General features: G+C 65.2%; 29 protein-coding genes. 15 read left to right on the forward strand and 14 right to left on the reverse strand.

The genetic code is table 11. The features are described from left to right. Positions 1-150: 150 nt before the first annotated feature. A complete protein-coding gene (locus J1M46_RS00225) occupies positions 151-1,266 on the reverse strand; it encodes a DegT/DnrJ/EryC1/StrS family aminotransferase (RefSeq protein WP_241248963.1) in 1,116 nt (371 codons plus the stop codon). Positions 1,267-1,280: 14 nt separating this feature from the next. Next, positions 1,281-3,167 (reverse strand): nucleoside-diphosphate sugar epimerase/dehydratase, encoded by a 1,887-nt coding sequence (locus tag J1M46_RS00230; RefSeq protein WP_342384203.1) that lies wholly within the window; start codon positions 3,165-3,167, stop codon positions 1,281-1,283. 195 nt (positions 3,168-3,362) lie between these two features. Here J1M46_RS00230 and galU point away from each other — a divergent pair, with 195 nt between their 5' ends. From galU to J1M46_RS00245, 3 genes are all read left to right on the forward strand, one after another. Beyond that, positions 3,363-4,256: a UTP--glucose-1-phosphate uridylyltransferase GalU gene (galU, locus tag J1M46_RS00235; RefSeq protein WP_206445711.1), complete on the forward strand. Its 894-nt coding sequence runs from the start codon at positions 3,363-3,365 to the stop codon at positions 4,254-4,256. Between the two features lie 113 nt (positions 4,257-4,369). Then, complete coding sequence (locus tag J1M46_RS00240) at positions 4,370-5,536, forward strand: nucleotide sugar dehydrogenase (RefSeq protein ID WP_206445721.1); 1,167 nt, start codon at positions 4,370-4,372, stop codon at positions 5,534-5,536. 87 nt (positions 5,537-5,623) lie between these two features. Then, a complete protein-coding gene (locus tag J1M46_RS00245) occupies positions 5,624-5,959 on the forward strand; it encodes a histone-like nucleoid-structuring protein Lsr2 (RefSeq protein WP_206445723.1) in 336 nt (111 codons plus the stop codon). Between the two features lie 83 nt (positions 5,960-6,042). Here J1M46_RS00245 and J1M46_RS00250 read toward each other — a convergent pair whose 3' ends face one another. Then, positions 6,043-7,380, reverse strand: coding sequence for a maltokinase N-terminal cap-like domain-containing protein (locus tag J1M46_RS00250; protein ID WP_206445725.1), 1,338 nt, complete (start codon positions 7,378-7,380; stop codon positions 6,043-6,045). 463 nt (positions 7,381-7,843) lie between these two features. On the opposite strand from J1M46_RS00250, the gene J1M46_RS00255 reads away from it, so the two are divergent. Then, entirely contained in the window at positions 7,844-9,373 is a 1,530-nt protein-coding gene (locus tag J1M46_RS00255) for a hypothetical protein (protein WP_206445727.1), read from the forward strand. Positions 9,374-9,379: 6 nt separating this feature from the next. Here the strand turns inward: J1M46_RS00255 and J1M46_RS00260 are convergent, their stop codons facing one another. The 6 genes from J1M46_RS00260 to J1M46_RS00285 form a co-directional block, all read right to left on the reverse strand. Beyond that, complete coding sequence (locus J1M46_RS00260) at positions 9,380-10,258, reverse strand: maltokinase N-terminal cap-like domain-containing protein (RefSeq protein WP_206445728.1); 879 nt, start codon at positions 10,256-10,258, stop codon at positions 9,380-9,382. A 41-nt stretch (positions 10,259-10,299) separates the two neighbouring features. Next, on the reverse strand, positions 10,300-11,058 hold the full coding sequence (locus J1M46_RS00265) for an LCP family protein (protein ID WP_206445729.1): 759 nt from the start codon (positions 11,056-11,058) through the stop codon (positions 10,300-10,302). A 334-nt stretch (positions 11,059-11,392) separates the two neighbouring features. After that, positions 11,393-11,872, reverse strand: a complete 480-nt coding sequence (locus tag J1M46_RS00270) for a trypsin-like serine protease (protein WP_206445730.1) — start codon at positions 11,870-11,872, stop codon at positions 11,393-11,395. Positions 11,873-11,917: 45 nt separating this feature from the next. Continuing rightward, a complete protein-coding gene (locus J1M46_RS15715) occupies positions 11,918-13,816 on the reverse strand; it encodes an AAA family ATPase (RefSeq protein ID WP_206445731.1) in 1,899 nt (632 codons plus the stop codon). Positions 13,817-14,125: 309 nt separating this feature from the next. After that, entirely contained in the window at positions 14,126-15,424 is a 1,299-nt protein-coding gene (locus J1M46_RS00280) for a trypsin-like serine protease (RefSeq protein WP_206445732.1), read from the reverse strand. 114 nt (positions 15,425-15,538) lie between these two features. Continuing rightward, positions 15,539-15,784, reverse strand: coding sequence for a hypothetical protein (locus J1M46_RS00285; RefSeq protein WP_206445733.1), 246 nt, complete (start codon positions 15,782-15,784; stop codon positions 15,539-15,541). Positions 15,785-15,913: 129 nt separating this feature from the next. Here J1M46_RS00285 and J1M46_RS00290 point away from each other — a divergent pair, with 129 nt between their 5' ends. After that, positions 15,914-16,321, forward strand: a complete 408-nt coding sequence (locus J1M46_RS00290) for a hypothetical protein (protein WP_206445734.1) — start codon at positions 15,914-15,916, stop codon at positions 16,319-16,321. Continuing rightward, positions 16,243-17,181 carry a hypothetical protein gene (locus tag J1M46_RS00295; RefSeq protein ID WP_206445735.1) on the forward strand — a complete coding sequence of 313 codons (939 nt, stop codon included), beginning with the start codon at positions 16,243-16,245 and terminating at the stop codon, positions 17,179-17,181. Before J1M46_RS00290 ends, J1M46_RS00295 begins: the two co-directional genes overlap by 79 nt. Before the next feature lie 340 nt (positions 17,182-17,521). Here the strand turns inward: J1M46_RS00295 and J1M46_RS00300 are convergent, their stop codons facing one another. The 3 genes from J1M46_RS00300 to J1M46_RS00310 all read right to left on the reverse strand — a co-directional run bounded on the left by J1M46_RS00300 (position 17,522) and on the right by J1M46_RS00310 (position 19,641). Continuing rightward, positions 17,522-18,916, reverse strand: a complete 1,395-nt coding sequence (locus tag J1M46_RS00300) for a HipA domain-containing protein (protein ID WP_206445744.1) — start codon at positions 18,914-18,916, stop codon at positions 17,522-17,524. Continuing rightward, positions 18,913-19,137: a helix-turn-helix transcriptional regulator gene (locus J1M46_RS00305; protein ID WP_206445746.1), complete on the reverse strand. Its 225-nt coding sequence runs from the start codon at positions 19,135-19,137 to the stop codon at positions 18,913-18,915. Before J1M46_RS00305 ends, J1M46_RS00300 begins: the two co-directional genes overlap by 4 nt. Before the next feature lie 129 nt (positions 19,138-19,266). After that, the gene (locus J1M46_RS00310) at positions 19,267-19,641 is read right to left on the reverse strand and encodes a DUF4349 domain-containing protein (RefSeq protein WP_206448494.1); all 375 of its coding nucleotides are present in this window, start codon (positions 19,639-19,641) and stop codon (positions 19,267-19,269) included. A 14-nt stretch (positions 19,642-19,655) separates the two neighbouring features. Here J1M46_RS00310 and J1M46_RS00315 point away from each other — a divergent pair, with 14 nt between their 5' ends. From J1M46_RS00315 to J1M46_RS00325, 3 genes are read left to right on the forward strand one after another with little or no spacing between them, the layout of a single operon-like run. After that, the gene (locus tag J1M46_RS00315; protein WP_206445748.1) at positions 19,656-20,057 is read left to right on the forward strand and encodes a hypothetical protein; all 402 of its coding nucleotides are present in this window, start codon (positions 19,656-19,658) and stop codon (positions 20,055-20,057) included. Further along, complete coding sequence (locus tag J1M46_RS00320) at positions 20,054-20,440, forward strand: hypothetical protein (RefSeq protein ID WP_206445750.1); 387 nt, start codon at positions 20,054-20,056, stop codon at positions 20,438-20,440. The genes J1M46_RS00315 and J1M46_RS00320 overlap by 4 nt, the downstream gene beginning before the upstream one ends. Continuing rightward, positions 20,437-20,850, forward strand: a complete 414-nt coding sequence (locus J1M46_RS00325; RefSeq protein WP_206445752.1) for a DUF6941 family protein — start codon at positions 20,437-20,439, stop codon at positions 20,848-20,850. Before J1M46_RS00320 ends, J1M46_RS00325 begins: the two co-directional genes overlap by 4 nt. 335 nt (positions 20,851-21,185) lie before the next feature. On the opposite strand, the gene J1M46_RS00330 is transcribed toward J1M46_RS00325, so the two are convergent. Further along, positions 21,186-22,163, reverse strand: coding sequence for a DUF4349 domain-containing protein (locus J1M46_RS00330; protein WP_206445762.1), 978 nt, complete (start codon positions 22,161-22,163; stop codon positions 21,186-21,188). Positions 22,164-22,299: 136 nt separating this feature from the next. Here J1M46_RS00330 and J1M46_RS00335 point away from each other — a divergent pair, with 136 nt between their 5' ends. From J1M46_RS00335 to J1M46_RS00360, 6 genes are all read left to right on the forward strand, one after another. Further along, complete coding sequence (locus J1M46_RS00335) at positions 22,300-22,911, forward strand: hypothetical protein (RefSeq protein WP_206445764.1); 612 nt, start codon at positions 22,300-22,302, stop codon at positions 22,909-22,911. Next, positions 22,908-23,951, forward strand: coding sequence for a helix-turn-helix domain-containing protein (locus J1M46_RS00340; RefSeq protein ID WP_206445766.1), 1,044 nt, complete (start codon positions 22,908-22,910; stop codon positions 23,949-23,951). The genes J1M46_RS00335 and J1M46_RS00340 overlap by 4 nt, the downstream gene beginning before the upstream one ends. Before the next feature lie 293 nt (positions 23,952-24,244). Continuing rightward, the gene (locus J1M46_RS00345) at positions 24,245-24,529 is read left to right on the forward strand and encodes a type II toxin-antitoxin system VapB family antitoxin (RefSeq protein ID WP_206445768.1); all 285 of its coding nucleotides are present in this window, start codon (positions 24,245-24,247) and stop codon (positions 24,527-24,529) included. Between the two features lie 180 nt (positions 24,530-24,709). Beyond that, the gene (locus J1M46_RS00350) at positions 24,710-25,264 is read left to right on the forward strand and encodes a hypothetical protein (protein ID WP_206445770.1); all 555 of its coding nucleotides are present in this window, start codon (positions 24,710-24,712) and stop codon (positions 25,262-25,264) included. A gap of 37 nt (positions 25,265-25,301) precedes the next feature. Next, positions 25,302-25,454, forward strand: coding sequence for a hypothetical protein (locus tag J1M46_RS00355; RefSeq protein WP_206445772.1), 153 nt, complete (start codon positions 25,302-25,304; stop codon positions 25,452-25,454). Between the two features lie 49 nt (positions 25,455-25,503). Beyond that, positions 25,504-25,695, forward strand: a complete 192-nt coding sequence (locus J1M46_RS00360; RefSeq protein ID WP_206445774.1) for a hypothetical protein — start codon at positions 25,504-25,506, stop codon at positions 25,693-25,695. 52 nt (positions 25,696-25,747) lie between these two features. Here the strand turns inward: J1M46_RS00360 and J1M46_RS00365 are convergent. Beyond that, a partial coding sequence (locus tag J1M46_RS00365) for a TetR/AcrR family transcriptional regulator (RefSeq protein ID WP_206445784.1) occupies positions 25,748-26,701 on the reverse strand: 954 nt, incomplete at its 5' end.

The raw sequence follows: 26,701 nt of genomic DNA on the forward strand, positions 1-26,701 counted from the left end.
GGGCCTCTCCGACTTCGTGTGTTTCGTGATAGACCCGATTGAACGTCGGTAGCGTGAGCGGCTTCTCAATAGTGTCGGTCGCCTCTGAGAACAAGCTGCTGGCAACAACGGCAGCGTGACTTCGTCGCGGGGCTTGACCGCTTCGCTCGCTCATCGGAGGTTGCTCAGGAATTCCTCGATCCTGCCAGTGACTCGTCGGATCTGCGGCTCCTCAAGCGCCGATCCGGAGGGCAGTGTGAGGCCGGTCTCGAAAAGAGCCTGTGCATTTCCGTTCGTGAATGCGCGCTCCATAGCGAACACGGGCTGGAGATGCATGGGCTTCCATAGCGGCCGGCTTTCGATATTGTGCGCAGCCAAATAGGTTTGCAGTTCGGTGGGAGAGAAGCCAGCGCGGGTCTCATCCACGATGATTCCCGTGAGCCAGCAGTTGTCTTCGGCGGCGCTACCGCCGAAGATTGAAACACCGGCGACTCTCGCGAATTTCTCGGAGTAGTGCAACCGTAGCGCGCGTCGCTTCGCAATCATCTCGTCAAGCCGCAACAGCTGCGCTCGTCCTAGCGCAGCAAGTAGATTCGAAAGCCTGTAGTTGAATCCAATGTCAACGTGCTCGTAGTGTGCTACGGGCTGCCGGGCTTGCGTGGCGAGGTAGCGCGTGCGTTGCGCCAATATTTCGTCGTTAGTAAGCAGCATGCCGCCGCCTGACGTTGTCATGATCTTGTTGCCGTTGAAGGAAACGACGGATGCATTCCCGAACGATCCAGCTGCGCGGCCTCGGTGTGTCGCGCCGAGCGACTCGGCCGCATCGGCCAGCACCAATAGCCCGTGCCGCGCGGCGATTGCCTCGACAGCGGTGTAATCGACTGTCTTGCCCAGTAGGTCGACTGGGACGATTGCCTTCGCGGGGGTGCCTTCCGCCTCAAGCGTCTCAATCGCTTCCTGGAGGAGTTCGACGTCGATATTGCCGGAGGCGAGTTCGCTGTCCACAAAGACCGGTTTCGCCCCCGTGTACCTGATCGCGTTCGCAGTAGCGGCGAACGTCATCGAGGAGGTGAGTACATGATCTCCTGGACCGATATCGAGGCCCAAGAGCCCTAGGTGCAGTGCCGCGGTCCCGGTGGAGAGCGCCACGCCGTGAGCAACGCCGACGCGCGCCGCAAGATCCTGCTCGAACCCATCAACGTCCGGACCGAGCGGTGCGATCCAGCCGGAATCCATCGCCGCGCGGACTGCCAGCTTCTCTGCCTCGCCAATGTCGGGCGAAGACATGTAGATCCTCTCGCTCACTGTGCCGACCCCTGCCCGGACTGAAGGCGCATGACGGGTGCGGTCGCGCCGGCGACGTTTCCTTCCTTGCTGCTGTGCTCGCGCAGGTTGCGCTCGTGCTCGCTTGCCCAGTGGGCGTCCCAACGCGACTTGTTCAGCTCTGCCGAGTCCACCGGCTCTCCTTGCGCATGCGTGATCTTTGGATGGAACGGTCGGTCGTCATGCTCGCCAGCGCCGATGAGCTCCTCGTGCAGCTTCTCGTGCGGCCGTAGCCCGGTATACACGATCTCGATTGGCTTGCCCGACATGCGGATCATGCGCTTGGCTACGTCGAGAATCTTGACTGGCTGACCCATGTCGAGGATCAGCACCTCCCCGGGCCGCCCGATGCCGCCCGCCTGGACGACCAGTTGGCATGCCTCTGGGATCGTCATGAAGTATCGCGTGATGTCCGGGTGCGTGACTGTCAACGGCCCACCGGCTTCGATGAGCGCGGTGAACGTGGGGAGCATCGAGCCGCGACTGCCCAGCACGTTGCCGAATCGGACGGAGAGGTAGCGGCCTTTGCCGCGCTCTGCGACCGATGCGGTGAGGCGCTCGGCGAGCCGCTTCGAGTGACCAAGCACGCTCGTCGGATTCGCTGCCTTGTCGGTTGAGATGTTGACAAAGGTCTCGACGTCTGCGGCGAACGCGGCTTCCAGTACGTTGCGTGAGCCGAGAACGTTCGTCTTCCATGCCTCGTCGGGGTATTGCTCGAGCATCGGCAGATGCTTCAGCGCTGCGGCGTGGAAGACGACCTGCGGGCGGCGTTCATCCATAACCTCACGCATAGTTTCGGCGTCGCGGATGTCTGCCAGCAGGACATCTTTGGTATGCAGCAGCCCGTGGCCGGCGATGGAGATCTGCACCGCCTGCAGCGCCGACTCGTCGCGATCGAGCATCATAAGCTCAGCCGGCCCGAACTTGGCGATCTGGCGGCAGAGTTCGGCACCGATCGAGCCGCCCGCGCCGGTGACTAGCACGCGCTTGTCGGTGAGATATCCGGCAACCGTTGCAACATCCGTGTCGACTGGGTGGCGACCGATGATGTCTTCGATGGAGATTTCGCGCAGATCTCCCATGCCGCGACGACCGTCGAGGATGTCATCAAGGGGGGGCATGACGAGCACCCGCAGGTCAGCCTCGACTGCGTAATCGGTGATGCGCTGAAACAGCGTCGCGTCGGCCCGGGCGATCGCGATGACGACTGCAGTAGCGCCGGTAGCCTGCGCGATCCGTGGGAGGTCAACGCCGCTACCTAGCACGTGGACGCCTGAACGGACGGCATTTGCCTGCTCGGGCGCATCGTCGATAATGCCGACGGGGTTGAAGCGCGACTTGGAATCTGTGCGCATCCGCTTGACGAGGCTCGAGCCGACGAAGCCTGCACCGTAGACCAGCACCGGTGCCGCATCATCTGTCGGGCGACTCGACCGCTCAGTGACCACGCGACGGAAGTAGCGGGTCAAGGCCATCGCAAGGAAGGCGAGGGGCGCAGCGATCAACGGAGTGCTGCGGGGGATGCCGATCTCAGCGCCGAAGATGACGATCGGGATAGCGATCACGATGAACGTCAGCACCACCGAGCCGACCAGGCTGAGAACCTCGTCGAAGCTCCCCACCTGATAGCGACGCCGGTAGAGGTTAAGGATGAGGCCCGCGCCGAGCTGCACCAAGACAGCGGTTGCGACGATCGCCAACAGGCTGATCCAGTTCGTGTTACCGAACGCGAACTCGTAGCGCAGCCAGATGGCCACGATGATCGCGACGATCCACGCGATGGCATCGAAGAGGTACTGATAGACACGCATGCCCGCGCGGATCGACCCAAATGTCGCGGTTCGTCCAGGTGCGTTCGACGCCACTCATTCCTCCGTGCACTTGTGCGCAGGCGCGCACCGATCATCGGATTCACATGCGCGTCTGTCGTCTCTCTGCGTTCAATGGTAGTCCTGACCGCCGCCAGGGGGCGGCACGCGACGTCTTGCGGTCGCTGAACAGACAGTGAATCATCTCGGAAGAGGGAGGGCGTTCAACCCTCCCGGGCTAGCCTGATCTCCATGCGGCATCCCGTCACCAAGGCTGTAATCCCTGCGGCGGGGCTCGGCACCCGGTTCCTTCCCGCGACCAAGGCGCTTCCGAAGGAGATGCTGCCGGTCGTCGACAAGCCGGCGATTCAGTACGTGGTGGAAGAAGCGGTTCGAGCCGGCATCCGCGACGTGCTGTTCGTCACGGGTCGCAACAAGAATGCGTTGGAGAACCATTTCGACAGGGCGACTGAGCTCGAGATGATCCTCCGGCGCAAGGGGGATGAGGCGAAGCTCCTACGCGTCGCCGAGTCGACGGATCTGGCGAACGTCCATTACGTGCGGCAGGGTGATCCGAAGGGGCTTGGCCATGCGGTGCTGCGTTCGAAGGCGCACGTGGGGGGCGACTCCTTCGCGGTGCTGCTGGGCGATGACATCATCGACAGCCGCGACCCTCTGCTCGAGCGCATGCTCGAGGTGCACGATCAGCGCGACACCTGCGTAGTGGCGCTGATGGAGGTCGACACGGACCAGGCGCATCTCTACGGCATCGCGACGGTTGACGCGACCGAGGAGGAGGACGTCGTGCGCGTGCGCGGGCTGGTCGAGAAGCCCGAGCCGGGCACGGCGCCGTCGAACCTGGCGATCGTGGGTCGGTATGTGCTCAAGCCCGAGATCTACCCGGTGTTGGAGCAGACGGCGCCCGGGCGAGGTGGTGAGATCCAGCTGACGGACGCTCTGCTGACGATGGCGGACCATCATGCGCAGGGCGGCCTGCACGGAGTGGTGTTCCGCGGTCGCCGCTATGACACGGGCGACCGGCTCGACTACATCAAGGCGAATGTGCAGCTGGCGGTGGAGCGCGAGGACCTCGGACCAGGGCTGCGGGCTTGGCTGAAGGAGTTTGTCGGCACCTTCGGCGACTGAGCTGCGGGCCGGGACCGGGTCGGCGACTTTCGGTCAACGGTTAAGGTTATGCAGGCGTTCGACCTGCGCCGATCGTGTTGCTGATGTCGTGTCAGCAGGGAATGAGAGAAACAGTGAAGATCGTCATCGTCGGGACGGGATACGTCGGGCTCTCGAACGCTGTGGTGCTCGCACAGCACCACGATGTGGTCGCTGTCGACATCAACGAGCGTAAGGTCGAGCTCGTGAACAGCCGTGTATCGCCCATCATCGACGCGGAGCTTCAGGACTATCTCGCGACTGGGAGCCTGAAGCTGACTGCGACGACGGAGGCTGCGGCAGCCTTTGACGGGGCGGCACTTGTGGTCGTTGCGACACCGACCGATTATGATCCCGACGAGAACTACTTCGACACCTCGTCGGTCGAATCGGTGATCTCGCAAGTCCTCGCGATCAACTCGACGGCCACCATCGTGGTGAAGTCGACCGTGCCCGTCGGATTCACTGCGCGCATGCGAGAACTCCACCCAGGCGGCCAGATCATCTTCTCGCCCGAGTTCCTGCGCGAGGGCCGTGCTCTCTACGACAATTTGCACCCAGCGCGGATCGTCGTCGGTGACGCTGGCGAGCGCGGTCGTCAGTTCGCTGATCTCATGGTGGAGGGGGCCGAAGACGAAGACATCCCCGTGTTGCTCACCGACGCCACCGAAGCCGAGGCCATCAAACTCTTCGCCAACACCTTTCTCGCGCTGCGCGTTGCGTACTTCAATGAGCTCGACACCTACGCGGCCACCCATGGGCTCAATGCGGCGCAGATCATCGAGGGCGTCGGCCTCGACCCCCGCATTGGCTCCCACTACAACAACCCGTCGTTCGGCTATGGGGGCTACTGCTTGCCGAAGGACACGAAGCAGCTGCTCGCCAACTACGAGTCCGTGCCTCAGAACCTCATAGGCGCTGTCGTCTCGGCGAACACGACGCGCAAGGACTTCATCGCCAATGACATCCTGCGTCGCCAGCCGAAGGTGGTCGGCATACACCGGCTGATCATGAAGTCAGGCTCCGACAATTTCCGGGCCTCGTCGATCCAGGGCGTCATGAAGCGCATCCGTGCCAAGGGCGTCGAGATCATCCTCTACGAGCCGGCACTCGAGGACGACGAATTCTTCGGATCTGAGGTGCTGCGCGACCTCGACGAGTTCAAGCGACGCGCGGATATCATCGTAGCGAATCGACGCTCCGAGGAACTCGACGATATCGCCGACAAGGTGTACACCCGTGACATCTACGGTCGCGACTGACGATCAGCGAGTTGTTCGACCGTCGACGTGTTGCAACCGGCGAACTCGCGGTGAATTCTCAGAGGAACTTGCGCTACATTCTCTGCCATGGCAAAGAAGACTTTCGTTCAGCTCGTCGATGACTTCTCGGGTGAGAGCATTGCGGACGGCACAGGCCGCACCGTGCGCTTCGCATTCGATGGAGCAGAGTACGAGATCGACCTTTCCAACGAGCACGTCGAGGAGTTCTCGAACGTGCTCGAGCGCTACGTGCGTGCGTCACGTCGGGTCTCCGGACGTCGCAAGGGCGGCGCCAGCGTTGCTCGCAGCGGCGGGAACTCGGAGACCGCGGCTATTCGTGAGTGGGCTGAGTCGCAGGGCATCAAGGTCGCCTCGCGTGGCCGGATCTCCGCTGACATTGTGGAGCAGTACAAGGCTCGCTGATCTATTGGAACGCTGAAGAGCGTCGCCCGAAAGGGCGGCGCTCTTTGGTTTCGATTTGCGGTCGAGCTTTGCCCGAGCGCTACTCAACCAGCGGGATGGACCATTGCGCGGATCGCCTCTAGGGGTACAGAAACCCAGGTAGGCCGATTGCTCAATTCATAGACGACCTCGTAGAGGGCCTTGTCGAGCATTAGCGCGCTGAAGACTGGGTCCTGCTCATCGACGGGACCCAGCGCATCCGCATAGCCCGACAGGAACTCGGCGCGGCGCTGGGCCACCCAGTCGCCGGCTGCCGCGGGGTCGCCGCCGGGGTTCTCCTGCAGGGCAGAGCCCGCCGCGTAGTCGAACGAACGCAGCATGCCGACGATGTCGCGCTGGCGGGGCTCGCGCACCATGCGCTCGTGGAGGGGCCGGAGTGGCTCGCCCTCGAAGTCGATCAGCGCCCAGCTGCCGTCGGTCGCGCGCAGCACTTGGCCGAGGTGGAGATCTCCGTGGATCTGCTGCAACTGGCCGAGCGCATGGATCTCCCGGAGACGCTCCGCCGCTGCGGAGAGGTCGCCCTCGAGCTCCGAGAGCACACTCGCGCCCTGCTCGCGTGCCCACGCGAGCCGCTGCTCGAGGCCGGTGATGAAGCGCAGGGTGTCGGCGTCGGTCGCGTCGGCCGTGCCCAGTGCATCCGCCAGATCTTTGTGCACGGTCGCGACCGCTGCGCCGAGCGCCGATGCATCGGGTAGGTCGCGCTGCTCGCCGCGCAGGGTGGCGAGTGCGTGCTGACGGAAGAGCTCCCAGCCGTCCTCGCCGCCGGAGACGAAGGACGAGACCGCCAGCAGGTGCCCGCTGACAAACGCGTCGCCTGCCGGCCAGGTGGCCGTCATCGCCGCCAGCAAGTTCGGCACCGGCTTGCAGCCGGCGCGTGTCAGTGCACCGGTGACGACGACGTCCGGGTTGTCGCCGGGGGAGACGACGCGGAAGACCTTCGCAATCCACGGGTGCTCGCCGCCGCCGATGATGGAGGTGTTCGACTGCTCGCCGGAGATCACACGTATCTCGCCCGCAGGCTCCGGCGGACTCGTCGCTTCGCCGCTGAGGCCGTCGACCGCACGGTTGCCGGAGGCGACGTCGATGAGTGCCTGCACCGCATCCGCATCGTGACACGCGTCGACGAGCCAGCGGCCGTCGAGTTGTGCGATGGCCGCAGTGCCCGGTTCGTCGCGCCAGGCGACCGGCACCTGCAGCAGGGTGTCGCCCGCGCGCAGGAGCAGGATGGCCGCTTCGCCGAGATCGTAGGCGCGCTCGAGCGTGACATCGACCACCTGGCCCTTCAGCGGGTACCAACGGGTGGTGGGCATCCAGGCGGCGATCGCGTCGATGACTTGCTGGTCGCCGAAGTCGGGAGCGTCGGTCGGGGTGGTTGCGCTCATGGGGGCCATGATGCCGCCCGCAGGTGAGTACTGGCTATGGGCGGTGTCACCGCCTTCGGTTCCAACAAGTTGCTCTACCCCGGAGGTACTGAGGGTGAGAGCCGAGCGAAATCCTAGATGGATGGTGCAGGTACCACACGCTCGTGCAGCCACGGAGACCTTCCTGACTCACGCGACCGTCCCTTTTGCGAACCGGGAAGACTCACGCGCGTGCAGCTCATCGGCGACCACGGCTGGCCCGTGGAGCGGTTCGCTGACCGGTTGCAATGCGGCTGCGGCACCTTCCGCCGTTGGGCAGCGCGGTATCGGGCGCGAGTCGATGACGGATCGACCCTCCGGCCGCTACGGTCACGGAATGCGATCCCGGCGGCATCGTCGGACTGCAGCGCCGGCACGCGACTCGTGTGCCGATCGTCTCCAGTAGTATCTGTACGACATACATCAATGAGGAGAGGGCGACATCGTGCAGGTCGAGCGCTTGGAAAGCATGCCGCTACTGGCTTGGGTGGCGCACGTAAGACCCGATCGCTCCATCGAGACGTACGTAGGCGAGTGGGTCGAAGCCAAGGACAATGCCGTCTTCGAGGGTGCATGGAACGGCGCCCTCGAAGACGCAAGTTTCGATGCGTCCTATTCATTTATGGGTTCGGGTATCATTGAGCATGAGTGGGGTGGCCTCGCCGTAACGCCGTGCCACACCACAGAAATCTTGTACTCCGTCACGACGCCTTCTCACGGAACGCACGTTTCGAACTCCATCGCGCTGCTCCTGAAAGCATGCGGAGCAGAGTTGGACATTAACTATCTTGACTATGAACGGGATGCTCTGAGCATCTCGCACGGCCTGCGGACGCTGGCCAAGAGCATCCCGCTCGCGGACAACCGCAAGTTGAATTTGCATGCCTATTGTAATGTGCGAATCGGGTACGACGGATCAATCAGCGAGTCTCCGAAACCAAACCCGCCGGTACCTACTGACTTCGCAGAGTACAAGTCATTTCTGCTCACCGAGGTTGGGGGAATCCTCGCAAACGCTGCTCGCGTCTCGCGGCGTGCCTCCTACTCGCCGATCGTGTTCTGTTCAAATGGCTACGATTCCACGCTTTGCGCAACAATCGGGCGCGAACTCGGATGCGAGGAGGCAGTCGCATACGAGTCAAAACGCGCGGGTCGCTCTGACTCGGGTTCCCCGGTTGCACGCGCGCTCGGCTACCCAGTGATTTACGAGAAGGATGAGTTGGAGTACCTGGACTACCCGGTGGCGCATCTGTTTACCGCGAATGGTGAACTCGGCACGTCGATCTTTTTCGCATCCGCCCAGCCGCTACTCAAGGGGAAGGCTCTGTTGAGTGGCGTCCACGGCGATAAGATGTGGGACCGCCACTATGTAGAACAAGGCGGGCCGATTGTCCGCTCCTTCGTCCCTGACATGGCCAGGACCGAGTTTCGGCTCGCAGCGGGCTACGTGAATATCCCACCGGCGTTCCTCACCGCAACCGTCCAGCCTGCAATAAATGCATTATCGAACGCGCCGGAGATGGCCTCTTGGACCCTGGGCAACGATTACGATCGCCCGCTCCCGCGGCGCATCGTGGAGGAAGCTGGCGTGCCCCGCGAACTGTTCGGACTCGCGAAGCCAGGCGGTGCGGCGAGTAGCTTGCGCTTCGGAAACAAGTGGCGTGTGAAAAGAGTCATGCCGCGCGGCAGTTGGGACCGATTCGAGCGATATCTGACGACAGCCAAGAGGACTCGGCGACGCACGCTTCAATGGCACTTCCGAAGCGCGGTATATCTGGCCTTCCTGGCTGCGACTGTTTCGTCTCAACGGGTACCCTTCGTCCGCCCAATTCTTCGTCCTCACCGATGGCCGACCAAACTTACATGTAGTCCATTCGCGCCGTCGTTCCTCTTCCCGTGGGCGATATCTGAGTTGCAGGAACACGCCTACCAGGACGTTCCGCGAACAGTGTCCGGTGCGAATGTCGCGCCTTAGCCTGACTTAGTTCCTCGAATGGAGGTTGCTACCGCGCTGACAGTCGCATCGGCAAGCGAGCGGTGAGTGCCCTGCAGAACTTGCGACGCGTGGTTTTGCCTCGAGCCTTGTCGGCTTGATGCAAGGCAGATGTTGCAGCAACCCGCCATGCTCGGTCGTGACAATCAGGACGCAATGGTGAGCCAACGCATGCGCTCGCCTTACGGGCGATTCGCGGTGTGCAGCTGCATGCCGTGCACCTTGGACTCCAGCTGAGAGATGGGCGCGATGAGGCCCTGGGTCGAGCAGTTGCCGGTGAGCGGCGAGTGCAACCCGGAGACGACGCCGACAGCAATCGCGCCCTCGGTGGTCGGCTTGCTGACGACCCGACCCCCCGAGTCGCCGAAGCAGCCGGTGACGACGACATCGGGGTCGTCGCCGGGGGAGACGACGCGAAAGACCTTCGCGATCCACGGGTGCTCGCCACCGCCGATGATCGACGTGTTCGATGCCGCCCGAGACGACGCGGATGTCGCCCGCGAGCTCCGGCGTGCTTGTCGCCTCGCCGCTGAGGCCCTCGACCGCGCGGTTGCCTGACGCGACGTCGATGAGCGCCTGCACCGCATCCGCATCGTGACACGCATCGATCAGCCAGCGGAGGTCGAGCTGCGCGATGCCTGCCGCACCCGGCTCGTCGCGCCAGGCAACCGGCACCTGCAGCAAGGTGTCGCCCGCACGCAGCAGCAGGATGGCCGCGTCGCCCAGGTCGTAGGAGCGCTCGAGCGTGACGTCGACCACCAGGCCCTTCAACGGGTACCAGCGAGTGGTTGGCATCCAGGCGGCGATCGCGTCGATGACCTGCGGGTCGCCGAAGTCGGGAGCGTCAGTCGGGGTGGTTGCGCTCATGGGGGCCATGATGCCGCGTGCAGGTGAGTGCTGGCTATGGGCTACGGGACGTAGTCGGTGCCGTTGGCGTCGACGTAGGGTGCGATGTCGCCCGCGCGCAGCGCTTCGCCGAGCGCTGCGGTCTGCGCCTGATCGACGACGTTGACCGACTGCCCGCCCTGATTGCCGAAGCCTGTGATCGGCGCCATCAGGCTCACGACGTCGTCGCGTTCGAGGTTCTGGCTCAGCGCTGTGAGCGCGATCATGTCGTCGATCGAGAGATCGCCGGTGATCTTCGTGCGGCTCGCGATATGGGTGAAGAGCTCGAGCAGCGCGCCGGCATCGCCGCTCGAGGCGATCTCATCCATGCGCTCAAGCATGCCGGCCACGGCCGCCCGCTGGCGCTCAGCTCGGTCGAGGTCGCCGGCAGGCAGCCCCTTGCGCTGCCGCACGTAGATGAGCCCGTCGGTAGCAGCAAGGTGCACGGGGTCAGCGGTGAAGTCGACGACGCGGCCGGTGCTGATCACCGTGACCTGCGTGGGGTACTGGTTCTCGGCGTCGAACCCGTCGAGCGCACGCGTCATGCCGATGTAGCCCTCGAAGTCGGTCTGCACCACGTAGTCGATCTCGAGGCCGCCGAACATGTGGGAGACGGTGTCGCGCATCACCGAGGTGCCGCCGCGTGCGAACGCGGAGTTGATCTTGCCCGAACCCCAGCCCGGGATCTCCACCCACGAATCGCGGGTGATGGAGACGAGCGTGAGCGACTCCCTGTCTGCAGAGATCTGCGCGAGCATGATCGCGTCTGCATTGCCCGTCATGCTGCCGGGCGTGCGTGAGTCGGTGCCGAGGAGCAGGGCCGTGACCGCGCCGTCGGGCAAGGGGTCGACGGGGCCGGTGGGCGTCGGCGTCGGCGTCGACGTGGCGACGGGGGACGGTGCTGCGGCCGTTGGCGTCGGCGTCGCACTCAGTGTCGGTTCTTGGGGACCGCAGCCGGTGATCGCGAGTGCGACTACCAAAGAGATGGCGATCAGATTGGCGCGCGTGCGGCGTCGTGGCATGTGATGAGCTCTCGGGTCGGCGTGCTTGCGCTCAAACGTATCTGATGTCGCTGAATCGACGGTGGTCTGGAGCCGCGTCTGGAGTGCGTGCTGGCTATGGGCGGTTCGCGGTGTGCAGCTGCAGGCCGTGCACCGTGGACAGCAGCTGCGAGACGGGAGCGATGAGCCCCTCCTGCGAGCAGCGCACGCTGATCTTCGACTTTATGCCCGAGACGACGCCGACAGCGATGGCGCCCTGGGAGCTCGGCAGGCTGACGATCGGGCCGCCGGAGTCGCCGAGGCAGAACGCGCTCGCGCCGCTCGAGCGCACGATCTGCACGTGCATGCATTCGCTGCCGCGGCTGGTGCCGTAGCAGGTGACGTAGGCCTCGCCGGCGGTCAGGTCGCACTTCCAGCCGGTGACCTGGCCGGAGGAGCAGAGGCGGTAGCCCGACGGCGGCCAGGTGGTCTGCGTGCCGACGATGGTGACCGTCGAGGTCTCGCCCGTGTAGATGCGGGGGAGGGTGCGCGCGTCGTAGGAGGCGGCGATGACGCCCAGGTCGTACGGGCGGGCGCCGTCGTTCAGCTCGCGCACCAGATCGCTCGTGCCGATGCGGGTGCCGTTGGCCTGGAGCGACTCCTACTCCTGCGACTCGGGGGCAATGCTGTCCCGAATGGGCACCTCGCCGGTGAGGATGTAGCCTGCGACCTTGCCAAGTAAGGTCCGAGTGTCAGCCTTAAATTCGTCCTTGATGGCCTTCCCGTCTTCGGTTAGCAGGCCCTTAACTGATCTCGAACTGAACGCTGGTTTGTCACGAATGTCCGGCGCCGGAATCTCAGCGACGAAGACATCGTAATGCGCATCGCGGATCTTGTTTGCGATGTCAGGTACGTTATTGTCGAGAACTACCGCTACGCGACGGAATCCGAGTTCCTTCAGGAGATTCGTGATCTTCAGAACGTTGCCCGAGCCGCCGGAACCCCAACCAAAAACTGTGCCGGCCGGCTGCACCCCGGATAGTTCGAATGCGGAGGGCAGAAGGGCGGCGTCCTCTTGCCCCTCAACGACGATGATGCCGTCGTCAAGAAACAACGCCTCGTTGGCGTCAACTCCCAACGTGTGCGGATTACGCCATCCACCACGAGACGCTGGAATTTGGTCGATCGTTGTGCGGGTAGCTTGCGCAAGCTTCGAGTCTGTCCCGTCCTTGAAGACTCGCGCGATCGCTGCGCCGGACTGGATGTCGGCCCATGACACTAGTTGGGGAGAATGAGTGAAGACGACGATCTGGCGGGTAGCCGCAAATCTCGCGAACACCTCGCGGAGACGTCGTACAAGTTGTGGGTGGAGCGAGAGTTCGGGTTCATCGAAGACTAGGAGCGTGCCACTCTCCGAGTCGTAAAGTGCATTGAGTATGTACAGGAGACTGATGATCCCGTCACCCAGTCCCTCGCTCGTGTGTTGGACTCCTTCGCCGGTTGTGACTTTCAGATAGTAGGACTGGCCCTGCTGACCCTCGCCTAGTTCGATCGCCCATTCCAGGCGATGCCCGAGCACTTCCGCCATGAGCTCATCGAACTTTGCCTTCTTCTGTTCGTTGTTGTGAAGGTCGAAGAGGCGACCAGTGAACTGGTCGTGTTGCCGAAACCTGGTGAAGTCCGAACCATCGTGCATCCAGTCGCGTTGCGCGCCTCCTCCCCTGCCAAAGCTGGCCTGAAACTGCCGACGGGAGGGCACCGTAATGATCTCGAGCGCCGTTGGGTGCTCTTCCGTCGACCAACTGCCCTTCGTTTCGCTAGTCTCCGCATGGCGACTCTGCACGCAGTAGCGCGAGCCGTCCGCCCGGGATAACTCGATTCGTATCCCGCCGGACGTGGCCCGGTTTCGACGGCCCTCAGAGAACGAGACGTCAGATTTCAGTTTGCGAGCTATGGCGTCGAAAGACTCCCAAACCGTCGATTTCCCAGTGTTGTTCGCTCCGACAACGAATGTCAGCCCGCTACCGTCTTCTCCGTTTGGCTGCGCGAGTTTCAAGAGGGCTGGCTCACGGAATCCTCTGAACCCTTCGACGGAGATGCTCTCTAACCAGACCTGTTGCTCTGTCGCCATGGCTGTGCGATTTCCTTCCCGCTCTGAACGCAGACGCTGTCGGATGTCCCAGCGATTCAGCCGGGGCACTCGTCGACGCATAGAGAGTAGGCCTGCGGTCATAGGCTGGGCAGAGTCGTGGACGTAGGCAGCGAGTGCACGGGCAGCCGTGCCAACGGCCATGATCGGCGCCAACCCGGCAGCACGGTCTTCGTGCGTCCAAACAACCCAAACCTCGCCAGGTGCGGGTTGGCCGTTGACTCGCTCCCACACCATCCGGATGACTCCGGGTTGGTTGGGCCCGATCTCGATGCAATGTGCATGCTCGAGCGGCGCGTGCCGCGCGGATTCAAGGCGTGTATCGCGGACGAAGACATCAATGCTGTTAGAGGGGCCCAGGCGCAAGCTCCCGACGCCGGCGGCACCAAAGGCCTTAAGGGTGTCGTCCACGGTCGCCATTTCAATGCTGACGCCCTCGAGTCGATTGTTGCGCCGGGTCCGGATTGTTATGAAGTCGGAGGGAAAAAAACTCCGATTGAGCCGGATCGTGACGGGCGCGCGCCTCACAGCGGAGCTCGACGAAGCTCGGAGGAGTTCACGCAATTTTGCCTCACGAGGTATAAACCAGCGAGGAGCGCGGCTACCAAATCAAGGCCCGGAGGACGAGGACTTGGCTGTAGTCGTAGACATGGACCGCGATGACAGGCGCCCCGGGGCCGTCGGCCCGCTTGCTCGGGCCTGGCGAGCGCCTCACCAGTGTCATGGGCGGGGCGCGTGGTGCAGCTGCAGGCCGTGCACCGTGGACAGCAGCTGCGAGACGGGCGCGATGAGTCCCTCCCGCGAGCAGCGCACGCTGATCTTCGACTTGATGCCCGAGACGACGCCGACAGCGATGGCGCCCTGGGCGGTCGGCAGGCTGACGACCGGGCCGCCCGAGTCACCCAGGCAGAACGCGCTCGTGCCGCTCGAGCGCACGATCTGCACATGCATGCACTCGCTGCCGCGGCTGGTGCCGTAGCAAGTGACATAGGCCTCGCCGGCGGTCAGGTCGCACTTCCAGCCGGTGACCTGGCCGGAGGAGCAGAGGCGGTAGCCCGACGGCGGCCAGGTGGTCTGCGTGCCGACGATGTTGACCGTCGAGGTCTCGCCCGTGTAGATGCGGGGGAGGGTGCGCGCGTCGTAGGAGGCGGCGATGACGCCCAGGTCGTAGGGGCGGGCGCCGTCGTTCAGCTCGCGCACGAGATCGCTCGTGCCGATGCGGGTGCCGTTCACGTTGCGCACCGCGCGGCCGTCGGCGTAGTCGCTGCAGTGCGCGGCGGTGATGATGAGCGGGCGGTGGCCGTAGACGCCCGTGAAGCCCGAGGTGCAGTTGACCCAGCCGCTCGACCACTGCGTCTGCACGCGCATGCCGCCGGAGAGCACGGATGTGTCGTTCGAGCGGCCCGCGTGGAGGTTGGCGGCCGCGGTCAAGGGCGCGGCGCCTGCGTGGAGCTGGGTCTGCGCGGTGTTGACGGGGGCGCTGTCGGTCTCTTCGACCGTGACGGTCGCGCCCAGGCCCTCCGCAGCTTGCTCGGCCGCGCTGATCACGTCGAGCACCTCGCCCTCGAGCGGGATGTGCTCCGTGCCGACCGACTCAGCCACCTGCTCGGTGGGCACCTCGACCGCGAGCTCGTCGGCGTTCAGCGCGATCGCGAAGGCGCCGTCGCTCGGCATGCTCGCGGCAATGCCGTAAGCGATGTCGAGCATCTCCTGCTCGCTCGAGCGCTGCGGCACGAACGTGACGTCGATGCCCTGGTCCCCGGCGGCATCCGCTATCTCTTGTACCTCGGTGGGCACAGCGCCGGCCCAGCCGATCGCGATGGTGCCCGCCACCGGGTCGCCCTCGATCGCGCCGAGGCGCGGGTGGGGCGTCAGCGCATCCCACTGGGCGATCTGGTCGATGACCGCGAAGTGCGCCTCCTGCACCTCGGCGAGGTCGTCGGCAGCGGCGGTGGGCGCGACGGGTGCGAGGGCGACTGCCGAACCGAAGGCGAAGACGCTGATGGCTGACAGGAGCATGGAGCGGCGGCGCAAGCGGGACCTCGTGACGGTTCGGCTGGGGTGGGGGACTCTGCAGAGTGTACCCCGGAGTCTCAACTGACGGTAGAGGGTTTCGGGTCCGAGCCCGCGGACTCAGATCGCGCGCTGCCAGACCTGATCGCGCATCATCAGCACGATGGGCGCGCCCTCATGGTCGTGCGCGCGCAGCCGCAGATAGGTGAGGTCAGCGCCGGCGACGATCTTGTCGACCGGCACGGTGGCGGTCTCGGCCCACTCGTGCAGGCTCGTGGCGCCGTTGACGGTGGACTGGAGGTCGGCGAGGATCGCGGCGATGTCGGTGCTGGTGTAGGCGGCTGGCCGCGGGAGATCGGTCTGCATGCTCGGAACGTACCCCGAACGTGTACCCCAATGGCTGGGAAGTCGGTGGGTGAACGCTGAGGGCGCCGGCGCTGATCAGACTGGCATGATGTGAGGAAAACTGGCATATGCCTGAGACGAGGTTGTCGCATGTCTGAAGAGATCCACGCTGACGAAACTGCTGTTGAACGTGCTTCCACCGAGCGCGGCAATCTGCCAGCTGCCGTTGCCGAGCACGCGAAGGACGTAGCCAAGTCGCAGGGCTTCCAAGCCCAGATGTTCAAAGCGATCGCAGTTCAGCGACCGCTGGTCATGGAGTACCTGCGGTCGGTGCGCCGCGACAAGCCCGACGCTTCGCCCGCAGACGTGCTGAAAGAACTCGACAACCGCTATGTCGCGAGTGTGACGCTGGCGAGCTCTGGGGTCGGCGCCTCCGCGATGATCCCCGGTGTCGGTATTCCGGTCGCGCTGGTCTCGGCGTGGCCGACCTGCTCTTCTTCTACGAGACGAGTGCCCTCTACGTGCTCGCCGTGGCGGAGATGCACGACATTCCCGTGACGGATGCTGAGCGCGCACAACCGCTCGTGCTCGGAATGCTGCTTGGTCAGCGTTCGCAGAGCCAGGTGAGCAAGATCGTCATGTCCGCTGCCGGTGTCGGCGCCGTAGATCAGGCTCGCGCGAAAGCCGCCGGCGCCGTCGGCAAGAAGATTCCGAATGGTTGGGGTGAGGTGCTCACGCAGCACCTGCCTGAATCGTCGCTCGCACCGCTGACCCTGGTGCTGGGTCGCGAGTCGGCGAAGGCAGGAGGCAAGGTCGCCGCCGGAACCTTCGGCAAGGCGATCCCCTTCGGCATCGGTGCCGTCATCGGTGGAGTCGGAAGCTTCACGTTCGGTCGGGACGTCGTGAAGGCATCGCACCTGGCATTCCCGGAACGGCCGACTGCCTTCCCGGAGTGGCTCAATGACTTCGAGAAGCCCGACCGAGTGTCAGCGGAGCCGCCTCGAGCACTGGTTGCACTGCAGAGCGCCGGAGCCACCGCCAAAGACTTCGGAGAGGAGGTCTGGGACAAGGTCGGCAAGGCGACGGAGGCATTCCGCTCGGTTGACCTCGATGGTGACGGGATTCCGGACGAAGCGAGAGCCCTGACAGCGGTCAAAGGCGCGGGTCGAGCAATCGCCGACACGGCCGGTGCCGCGGGCGGCAAGGCCGCGGGAGTGTTCCGTTCGGTCGACCTCGATGGTGACGGTGTGCCGGACGAGCCTCAGGCGTTGACGGCTGTCAAGGGCGTCAGCGGCGCAATTGCCGGTACCGCGGGCCTTGTCGGAGGAAAGGCCGCGTCGCTCTTCAGGCGCAACAGACGAGCAGAGGATGCGGACCCCAAGTCGAGCAGCGATTCCGCAGCGCCGGCTGAGGAGTAGACGCGTGCAGGTGCGCTCCTCGACCGGCGCCGGCTCCTTCGCGCCCACCGGGTTGACGACCTTCGCGCCCTCGACCGGGGTGGTGCGTGCCGGCATCCGCTTCATGATGCGACGGATGTTGAGCCAGGCGATGAGGCCGGCGATGGCGAGGATGACGAGCGCCGGCATTACCACCAGCTCCTCGAGCGAGCGCTGCTCCGAGAGCAGGCTCTCGAGCTCGCCGGTGCGCTGCGTCGCTGCGCCTCGACCTCGAGCAGCAGCGTCTCGGCCGCGGTCGTCAGCGGCTCGGCGACTCAGCCCCGGTACCCCCGCGAGTGGCGCGGGCGAGAGCGGGCCGGCCTCAGGTGTCTTGCGAGCCGCGCGTGAAGCGGCCGCCCGACGGTGTGCCTGCTGGAGACCGTCGCCGGAGCGCCGCGTGGTCATCCGAGCCAGACCGATCGACCGTGTTCGGCTCGTGCGTGATGACGAGATTCGACCACTGCATGATGCCATCCACAGTGGAAGCGATCAGCGGATGGCGGAGGTTCTGTTCGCCGAGCGCCCGCTGTGCATCGAGAAGGGCATCGCCGAGCGGTTCGACGATGTTGGCGATCAGGAGCCGAGCATGTTCCTCGCGTATGCCAAGCCGACGAGCTTCTTTGACCAATCCGTCGGCATTGATGCTGTGAAAGGCGTATTCGCCGTCGACCGACATCGCCGACAGCCGTCGCTTCGAGCCGGGGTCGTAGCCCGCCGTGGAGACGAGGTCGTACAGCGGCGAGAGGCGTGCGCTGGGGCCCTCGAGCAGCAGCGAGTAGTTCTTCGCATGCGCGTCTGTCCCGAGCACGGCCACGTTGAACACGAGTCCCTGGAAGAACGCCTCGGCGGCGCGGGTCCGGTCATCGCGTCGCAGGCTCGCCGACAGCAGCTGGCCGATGGCGGCGACGCCGGGGCCGCCATCCTCGCGCTGGTACTTCTTCGACGTTGGTAGCCCCAGCGACTGCAGGAGATCCTCCTGATGGATTCGCCGCACCAGTTTCCCATCGGTGCGACGGTCGAAGCGTTCGATGACCAGCGCGCGGAGTTCGCCGTCGGGGCTCTGCCAAGGCTCGGTGCGCGCGACGTCGAGGCCGAGGCTCGCGGCCGCCATCATCGTGAGCCGCTCGGGGATGTCGAGTGCGTAGAGCTGCGCGTTCGCCGAGGTGTCGGGTTTGAGGATGTGCGTGGTGGCCACGCCCCGATCGGCGAAGTACCAACCGCCTGCACTGCGGGCGAGTGCGATCTTTGGCTGCGCACCAGCCAGACTGAGTCGGAAGGCGTGTTCGGGGGGCGGTGCGCCAGTTTCGTATGTGGCGACCGCCCGGCGCAGTGCGTCGGCCATGCGCTCGTCGTCGACGGGATCACCGCCGGGGCGCTGTGACGGGTCGTCGTCAGGCTCTTCGCCTGCCGGGACGAGCTGCATCGCCCCTGCGGTGTCGCGGCCGATGTGCTGCAGCATCGAGAACGGGTTCCGCGGGGAGACGCCGTGCTCGCGCGCGATCGCCTCCCGTGCCTTGTCGTTGTCGGGCAGCAGGCCGTCGAGCCAAGCGAGCGGTGCCTTGCCGGAGTGTTCGCGTGTGTACGTCGGCATCGACAAACTGAGCGGCGTCGCATGCTCGTCGCGCCCGGGTGTGTACTCGAAGCGCACCGCGCCTCCAGCGCTCATGGTGAAGGCGCCCGCGAGTTCGCCGTCCATGTAGGCGTCGAGTTGCTTCATGACCGAGCATCCGCGCCGGGGTGCACCGAGAGCTCGAGCCCGAGCACGTCGAGCACGTCGAGCAGGAGTCGGAGATCGAGGGCCGGTTTGCCGCGCTCGACTGCCGACACCCACTCTCTGCTGACACCGGCCTCATCTGCGAGCCGCTGCTGCGACCAGTCTCGTTCGAGACGGGTTCGACGCACCGCAGCTCCAGCGGCCTTCGTGGTCGGTATCCGCATCGCCGCTCCCTCGCATGTGCATGATCGAACTCACACCGTCACGTGTACGTTCATGCACATTACGGGATGTGCACGATCAAGCACAAGTCTCAGGTTCTCGAGTCTCCTCGACCCGCGACGTCGGCGGGGTTACTCAACCGGCGCCGGCTCCTTCGCGCCCACCGGGTTGACGACCTTCGCGCCCTCGACCGGGGTGGTGCGTGCCGGCATCCGCTTCATGATGCGACGGATGTTGAGCCAGGCGATGAGGCCGGCGATGGCGAGGATGACGAGCGCCGGCATCGCCTGACCCAGGCCGAACAGGAAGGTGGCGCCCCAGGCGAGGAAGCCCTGCCAGCCGTTCACCAGGCCGTCGAGGAAGCTGGGCGTGCCGGTCGGGCCCTCGACGGTCGTCGAGCGGATCTGCACCTCGAGCGTCGACATCGCCACCAGCTCCTCGAGCGAGCGCTGCTGCGAGAGCAGGCTCTCGAGCTCGCTGGTGCGCTGCGTCAGCTGCGCCTCGATAGCGCATGGCTACGATGGCGTTCGTGGAGGCGGGGCACGCAGACGATGAGGCGATAGTGCGCCTCTGGCGCTGGGATGCGGACCGGCTGCGCATCGATGCGATCGCTGACCAGCGAGATCGAGCAGACGACGGAGCCGATGCCATCGCGTCAATCTCTGCGTTCGCGATGCCCTTCGGGCCAGATCGGTCGCGAGAGGTTGCAGAAGAGATGGCGCTCGCGGCCGCGCTCGCAGAGCGAAGCGCAAACTGGGTGACCTTCACTTCGCGATCCAGGCTCGAGGCTGCTGGGTTCGAAGTCTTCCACGACGAACCGCCGCCGTGTCATGTCGGCGTGCGCATAGCAGATGTCGAGGATGACGAAGAACTACTGCGACTAGAGTCAGTGTTCAATGAGAGGGAGAGGAGGAAGCCATGACCAGCGTTCACCTGCACACTCGACCCCGCGTCGAGGTTGACCCAAACCGGCACAGTCGTCGTCGGCCCGGTTTGCTCCCCGTGCCCTTGGAGCACACGCCGTTCGGCCTCACTCCAAACCAGCGTGTCACCGCGGTGCAATCTGATGATCGCGGCCCCGACTTCGTGGGAGTCGCACGAGTAGCCGAAATCGATGCGGCTCGTGGGCTTGTGTACTTGGATGTTGACTGGCAGTCGTTCCAAGAGGACGCGTTTCAGGTGTCGGAAGCTTCGGGGCTGAAACACATCAACTTTGTTGCATCAGGAAAGACGTTGCGCCTGATCGGCCGGGCATCGACCAGCGGTTCTGAGCGCAGTCTTTCCCATACACGGATCGCAGGATGAGACTTCTCGCTTCGTTCGTCTGTGATGCCGCAAGCATTCGCGAGAATCTCGGGCAAATTCTCGGCGCAGGTGTGAGTCGTATCAGGCCCGAGACGTACCCGGTGCCCATCGGTGTCGACTTCTTCGCGCTGCTCGAGGTCTCGGGCATCGGCACTCAGTCGGCCACCGAGATCAGCATTGCGCTGCGTCAAGCCGCTACCCAAGTCCCAGTGAGCGAGATCAGCGCCACTCTCGACTTTCCGGAGATTCAGCGAACCGGAGCCGAGACCCTGAACGTGCCGATGGTCTTTCCAACGCGATACATGATTGTGTCGGAACCCGGAGAGTACGAGTTCGTCCTCACTATTCCAGGCGTAGATCTCGTCGCAGTGCCGCTCACTATGCGGCCTGGCTCAGCGCACGAGGAGTAGTCGACGCTCGCGAACGGTTCTGCATCCCGTCAGACTTTGACTAGCCCGCGCTGCTTCGCCCACGGCCCGGGGTTCCGCAGCTGGTAGGCATTTTCGGCCGCTCGGCGGTGGCTGATTCGCGTGATTCCGCGGTTCTTGGCGTCGACGAGCGGCAGATTCTGTAGGCACACGACTGTCGGAGTGTCGGACTGGGAACTGAGGCCGATACGCCGGTCCGAGCCGACCCTGTAGTAACACGACCCCCACACGCCCAACCGTCAACTTCCGCGCCACCGCGCGGAATCCCGGGCAACGTGTGCTCACCAGTTGCGGAACTCCGGACGGCGTGGAGCAATCTATTCGACCGGCGCCGGCTCCTTCGCGCCCACCGGGTTGACGACCTTCGCGCCCTCGACCGGGGTGGTGCGTGCCGGCATCCGCTTCATGATGCGACGGATGATGAGCCAGGCGATGAGGCCGGCGAGGGCGACGATGACGAGCGTCGGCATCGCCTGACCCAGGCCGAACAGGAAGGTGGCGCCCCAGGCGAGGAAGCCCTGCCAGCCGTTCACCAGGCCGTCGAGGAAGCTGGGCGTGCCGGTCGGGCCCTCGACGGTCGTCGAGCGGATCTGCACCTCGAGCGTCGACATCGCCACCAGCTCCTCGAGCGAGCGCTGCTGCGAGAGCAGGCTCTCGAGCTCGCTGGTGCGCTGCGTCAGCTGCGCCTCGACCTCGAGCAGCGTCTCGGTGTCGGCCGCGGTCGTCAGCAGCTCGGTGAGGCGCTCGACGGATGCCCGTGAGGCGTTCACTCGCACCTCGAGATCGCGCACCTGGTTGGTGACGACCTCTTCGCCCAGGTCGAGCGTGGCGACCTCGCCGAGGCCGCGCAGCGCGTCGAGCATGCCGGGCACCTCGGTGGCCGGCACCCGCACGGTGAGGATGGCCCAGGCGGGCTCGAAGTCGGTCGAGGCGCCTTCGGCCCGGCGGTCGATCGTGCCGCCACGTGCCACCGCGGCGTCAGAGACCGCATCCGCCACCTGGAGGGGATCGCCGGCGCGCATCGAGACGCTGCCGGTGACGATGACCGCGCGATCCTCGTCGACTGCGGCCTCGGGCTGGCCGCCGCCGGAGGCGCTCATATCGGAGCCGTCGCCGGCGGCGCCCATGTCGCCGCCGCTCTCTTCCTGCGGCATCTCGACGACGGGCCAGTCGGGCGCGGACTGAAAGCCGGGTTCAGCGGCGGGGGAGACGGACGTGCCCGCAGCGGAGCAGCCGGCGAGGAGGACGGTGCCGGCGATGACGATGCCGGCCATCGAGAGGAGTCTGCGGGTCATGCTTCCAGCGTGCGCGCAAACTTTCTGAAGCACAGCCCAACCTTTGCGATGACTTGGGCGTCAGCGGTGTTTGGACTGTCCCGTTGTGTGGGCGCGTCTCTCCCGCGCGTCGGTGGATGCTGGTATATTTCCTGGTATGAATTCCGAAGGACATCCGGACAGCGAGCGCGTGTTGGCCGACTTGGGCGACGGCTTTGTCCACTCGTTCATCGAGGCTGTCGACGGTGCGCGCGAAGACTTCGTCGCACTGAGGGATTGGCAACCGGGATGGTTTCCGAGCTTCACGGGCCGATTCACAGCCAACTTCCTCCACGAGCGGATCTGGGATCGGCTCATCCGGGCCGTCCATGGCATGGAGGGGATTCACATCGTCGATCGCGAACCCGTGCGCGAGGTCCGCAGCGGCACCAGATACCTCATCCGGATCAAGCGTCATCACCCGGGCGACCGCATCTCGGCGTATCCCACGGAGGGCTCGAGCGCCTTTTGGTCGAACAGTCTGCTGACGCTCGACGGCTTGGAGTCGTTCGGACTCGCAGTGGGTTACTTCTGGGACGCCGCCCTGCACGCCGTCGGAGACCCGATCCTGTCCTTTCGCGACGGCAAGGACAACCCGATCTGGGCGATCCGACTTCGTCGCGACGCAGGCAACGCCACTGGCTTCTCCTGGTCGCCTGTCGAGCCCGATCTCCCGGAGCTCGACCTCAGCGGTGTCATGGATGAGGCAGCGGACGAGACTGGCTCATGACGGGCAGTGTCGGCGATGTGATCCTGGTGCTTCGACGGGCCGCGGACATCACACAGGTGGAGCTCGCCAGTCGACTGGGCATCACCCAAGCCGCGCTTTCGAGATACGAGAACGATCTGCGCGAACCCGACGACCAGGTCGTGGAACGCCTTGGCGATGCACTCGGAGTGACCACCGAGTTTCTCCGCCACGAGTTTCGGATGCAGGGGGCCATCGCCGCAGACGCGCATATGCGACGGCAGAAGACGACCAAGCCCTCGGACTGGAAGCGCGTCGAGGCGCGGCTGAATGCATTTCGAATGCATTCGACGTACCTATTGGATCGTGTGCCGCTGCGGCCGCAGAACCGCGTGCTGCGGCTCGACCCCGACGAGCACACCCCATCGGAGGTTGCAGGGTTCGTGCGCGCCGCGTGGAGGATGCCGGTCGGCCCCGTGCGGAAGCTCACCCGCTGGACCGAGTCTGCAGGCATCATCGTCATTGAAGAAGACTTTGGGACCCATCGAATCGACGGAATGTCGCAGTGGGCAGGCGACCACGCGGTCATCATCTTGAATGCGATGTTGCCGACGGATCGCAAGCGACTGACAATCGCGCATGAGCTCGGGCACCTCGTGCTGCACGGCGACTATGTCGACGGCGACATGGAGGAGCAAGCCAACCTGTTCGCGGCCGAATTCCTGATGCCGGAGCATGTCATCGCGCCCCAGTTGATGAATCTCACGCTTGGGAAGCTGTCGGACCTCAAATCTGAATGGGGTGTCTCGATGCAGGCGATCTTCGAGCGTGCCTATCGACTGGGAAAGGCATCTGGCGAGGAGCGCCAGCGGTTCTATCGGCAGATGAACGCCCGGGGGTGGAAGACCCGCGAACCCGGCAGCGACCTGCTGGCGCCCGAGCATGCTGAACTGGCTGCCACGGTTGGCCGGCGTCTGGGAGAGACGGGACTGACAAGAGCGGAGATCTTGCGGCTGGTCGGAGCACGCGATGGCTACGCGACGCCGTTCCTGCCGCCGGCGCAGATCCTCCGAGCGGTGTGATCGCCGGCGCTCGTGAACGCTTCGCCGCTCGCGCACCTGCTTGTCGCTGGTGATCGCGGTCGGCAGCCGGTCGAGGTCGTCGGCCGCGTTATCGGTGCCCTTGAGCCAGCGCTCGATGCTGCCAAGGAGACGGCTGAGGCCGAACCCGAAGCCGGTGTCGCGGTCGGTGACGGCCGGCTCGAACACGCCCGCCCGCACCGCCGGCCAGCAGTGGGAACCGCTCTCGGTGACGAGCTAGAGCGTGGGCGTGGCACTGGTCGCCCAGTGGCCGGTAGCCGAGTACCGTAGTACCTATGGCTGCCGCGACATTGAACCCCGTGAAGGTCGACGCCGAGGCCGACCGCCTCGCAACCGATGCTGCTCACTTCCTCGGGCGGACGAAGAAGGATCTCGTCAGCGTCGCAATTCGTGAATACGTCGAGAAGCATCGTAACGAGATACACGAGGCTATTCAGGAGTCGATGCGACGACTCGACGGATCCAATCGCGCCGCCGTTCGCATGCTGACAGGATTCAGCGACGAGGAGCTCGACGATCTCGGTGGGGTACCGGAGGATGAGGCAAGCGGGCCTCGGTGACGGGCGAGGCGGTGCGGCCGACTCGGCCAGCGATGCAATAGTCCGGTGCTTTTGGTTTCGCCGCCGGTAGGCGCAGAACGCGCTGTGCCGCAGTCGACTCGTTGCAACCTCAGAGTTGGTTGTCCACAGGATGCGCCGAGCGGCGCGCGCCCCTACTCGACGATTGCGTACGTTGCGCGCATGCAGAGCAGGCAACGTGCGCGAAAGGCCGTTGTCGCGCTTGTCGCGACGACGGCGCTCGCCGCGCTCCTTGCCGGGCTCGTGCTCGGGCTGCTCGTGCCGCCGATCGTCGATGACGCTGCGTTCCGGCGCGACTTCTTCACTTCGTCCGGCTTCGCCGGGCTCGCCGCGGTCGTCGCTGCGATCGTCGCGTATGCGGCGACTCGGCAATCGGTCAGGTCATCGTCAGCCCATGCTCGGGCTGATCGTGAACTCGCGGAACGTCGCGATCGAAAGGCGCAGTGGTGGGCGCGAGCGGAGTGGGCTCTCAACCAGATCACGACCGGTGACGCGGGCGCTGCTGTGATCGGACTCGGAGTGCTCGATGCTCTCGGCGCCAGCGAGTGGGCAAACGAGCACGAGGTGGAGATTGTCGCCGTTGCACTCGACTACGCGCTTGACGTGGGAGCGTCGCCAGCCGAGACCACCAATGTCAGCGGATGCGACACATCTGACGACGGCTGGACTTCCGGCGTCGACGCAGGGACAATGCCAGCAGGAGACGACGATGCGTGATCACCAGCAGGACCCTGCCGCCACCGTGCGACCGTCCGTGCCCGAGCCCATGTACCGGTCGCGGCTGACCGGACGGCCCGTCACGAGAGCAGAGCGGATCGCCGCCGCTCGCGCGCGAGTCACGATCGATCCGAAGCGGGGCGTCGAGACGCCGCAATGGATCGTTGAACTGGCGAAGCAGAGCGCCTGAGCTACTTCAATATCGGGCGCGAACGGCAGAATGCAAGCAGGAGGCGATGATGGCTGAGCAGCAGCAGACTGCGGAGCAGACGACGGCGGAGGCGCCTGAACTGTATCGCTCGCGCACGACCGGCCGCATCATCACTCGGGCGGAGCGCATTTTGGCCGCGCGGGTTCGGGTGACGTACGACCCGAAGCGTGGTGTCGACACCCCTGCATGGATTCGAGAGCTCGCGAAGCAGCCGCTCTGACACGCCGCCGCACGGCGACAGAGGCACCAGACGTCGCGGCGTGGGTGGACACCTACTTGCGGGCCTTCGCCTCTGCCTTCGCGGCCTTCAGGGCTGCCCTCGCGGCCTCGCGCTCGGCGGCGGCCTCGGCCTTGGATTCTGCGGCCCGAAGGCGCTCTGCGACCTTGGCCACCGCATCCGCTGCCTTCGACTCCGCCTGGCGCAGCTCGATGCGCGCCTTCTCGACGAGCTTCGCCGCCTCGCGCACCTGCTTGTCACTGGTGATCGCGGTCGGCAGCCGGTCGATGTCGTCGGCCACGTTGTCGGTGCGCTCGAGCCAGCGCTCGATGCCGTCGAAGATGCGGCTGAGGCCGAAGCCGAAGCCGGTGTCGCGGTCGGTGACGGCCGGCTCGAACACGCCCGCCCGCACCGCCGGCGCCAGCAGCGGGAACCGCTCGTCGGTGACGAGCTCCGGCAGCGCCCTGCGCACCGCGTCGTCGACCGCCGCGTTGCTCGACGCCTTCGCGTACAGCGCGATGTAGCCGAGCAGCAACAGCAGCGTCGCCACTTTGCCGTCGTCGGGCATCCGCACGCCCTCGAACGCTGTCAGCCCCGCCTCGATGATCGCCAGCCGGTTCGGCGTCGTCGGCGTCGAGCTCGGCGGCAGATCGGCCAGCCACGGGTGCGCGTCGTAGGCGGCCCGCACGAACATCGCCCACTCGCGCAGCCCCTTGCGCCAGCTCTCGGCTGCGCCCGGCACCGTGATCTCGCTCGCCGTGTCGTACATGAGCAGCAGCAGGTCGTCCTTGCCGGTGACGTAGCGGTAGAGGCTCATCGGGGCGACGCCGACCGCCGCCGCCACCTTGCCCATGCTGACCGCCTCGAGCCCGTGCTCGTCGGCCAGGGCGATCGCCGCTTCGACGATGCGCTCGGTCGTCAGCTCGCGCTTGGGTCCGCGGTGCGGCAGCGCGGCGACGCCCCACGTCACGGCGTGCGCGTGCGGCAGGTCGGGGGTCTCGGGCTGGGC

The organism is Agrococcus sp. KRD186, assembly GCF_017168255.1.
Taxonomy (GTDB): Bacteria; Actinomycetota; Actinomycetes; order Actinomycetales; family Microbacteriaceae; genus Agrococcus.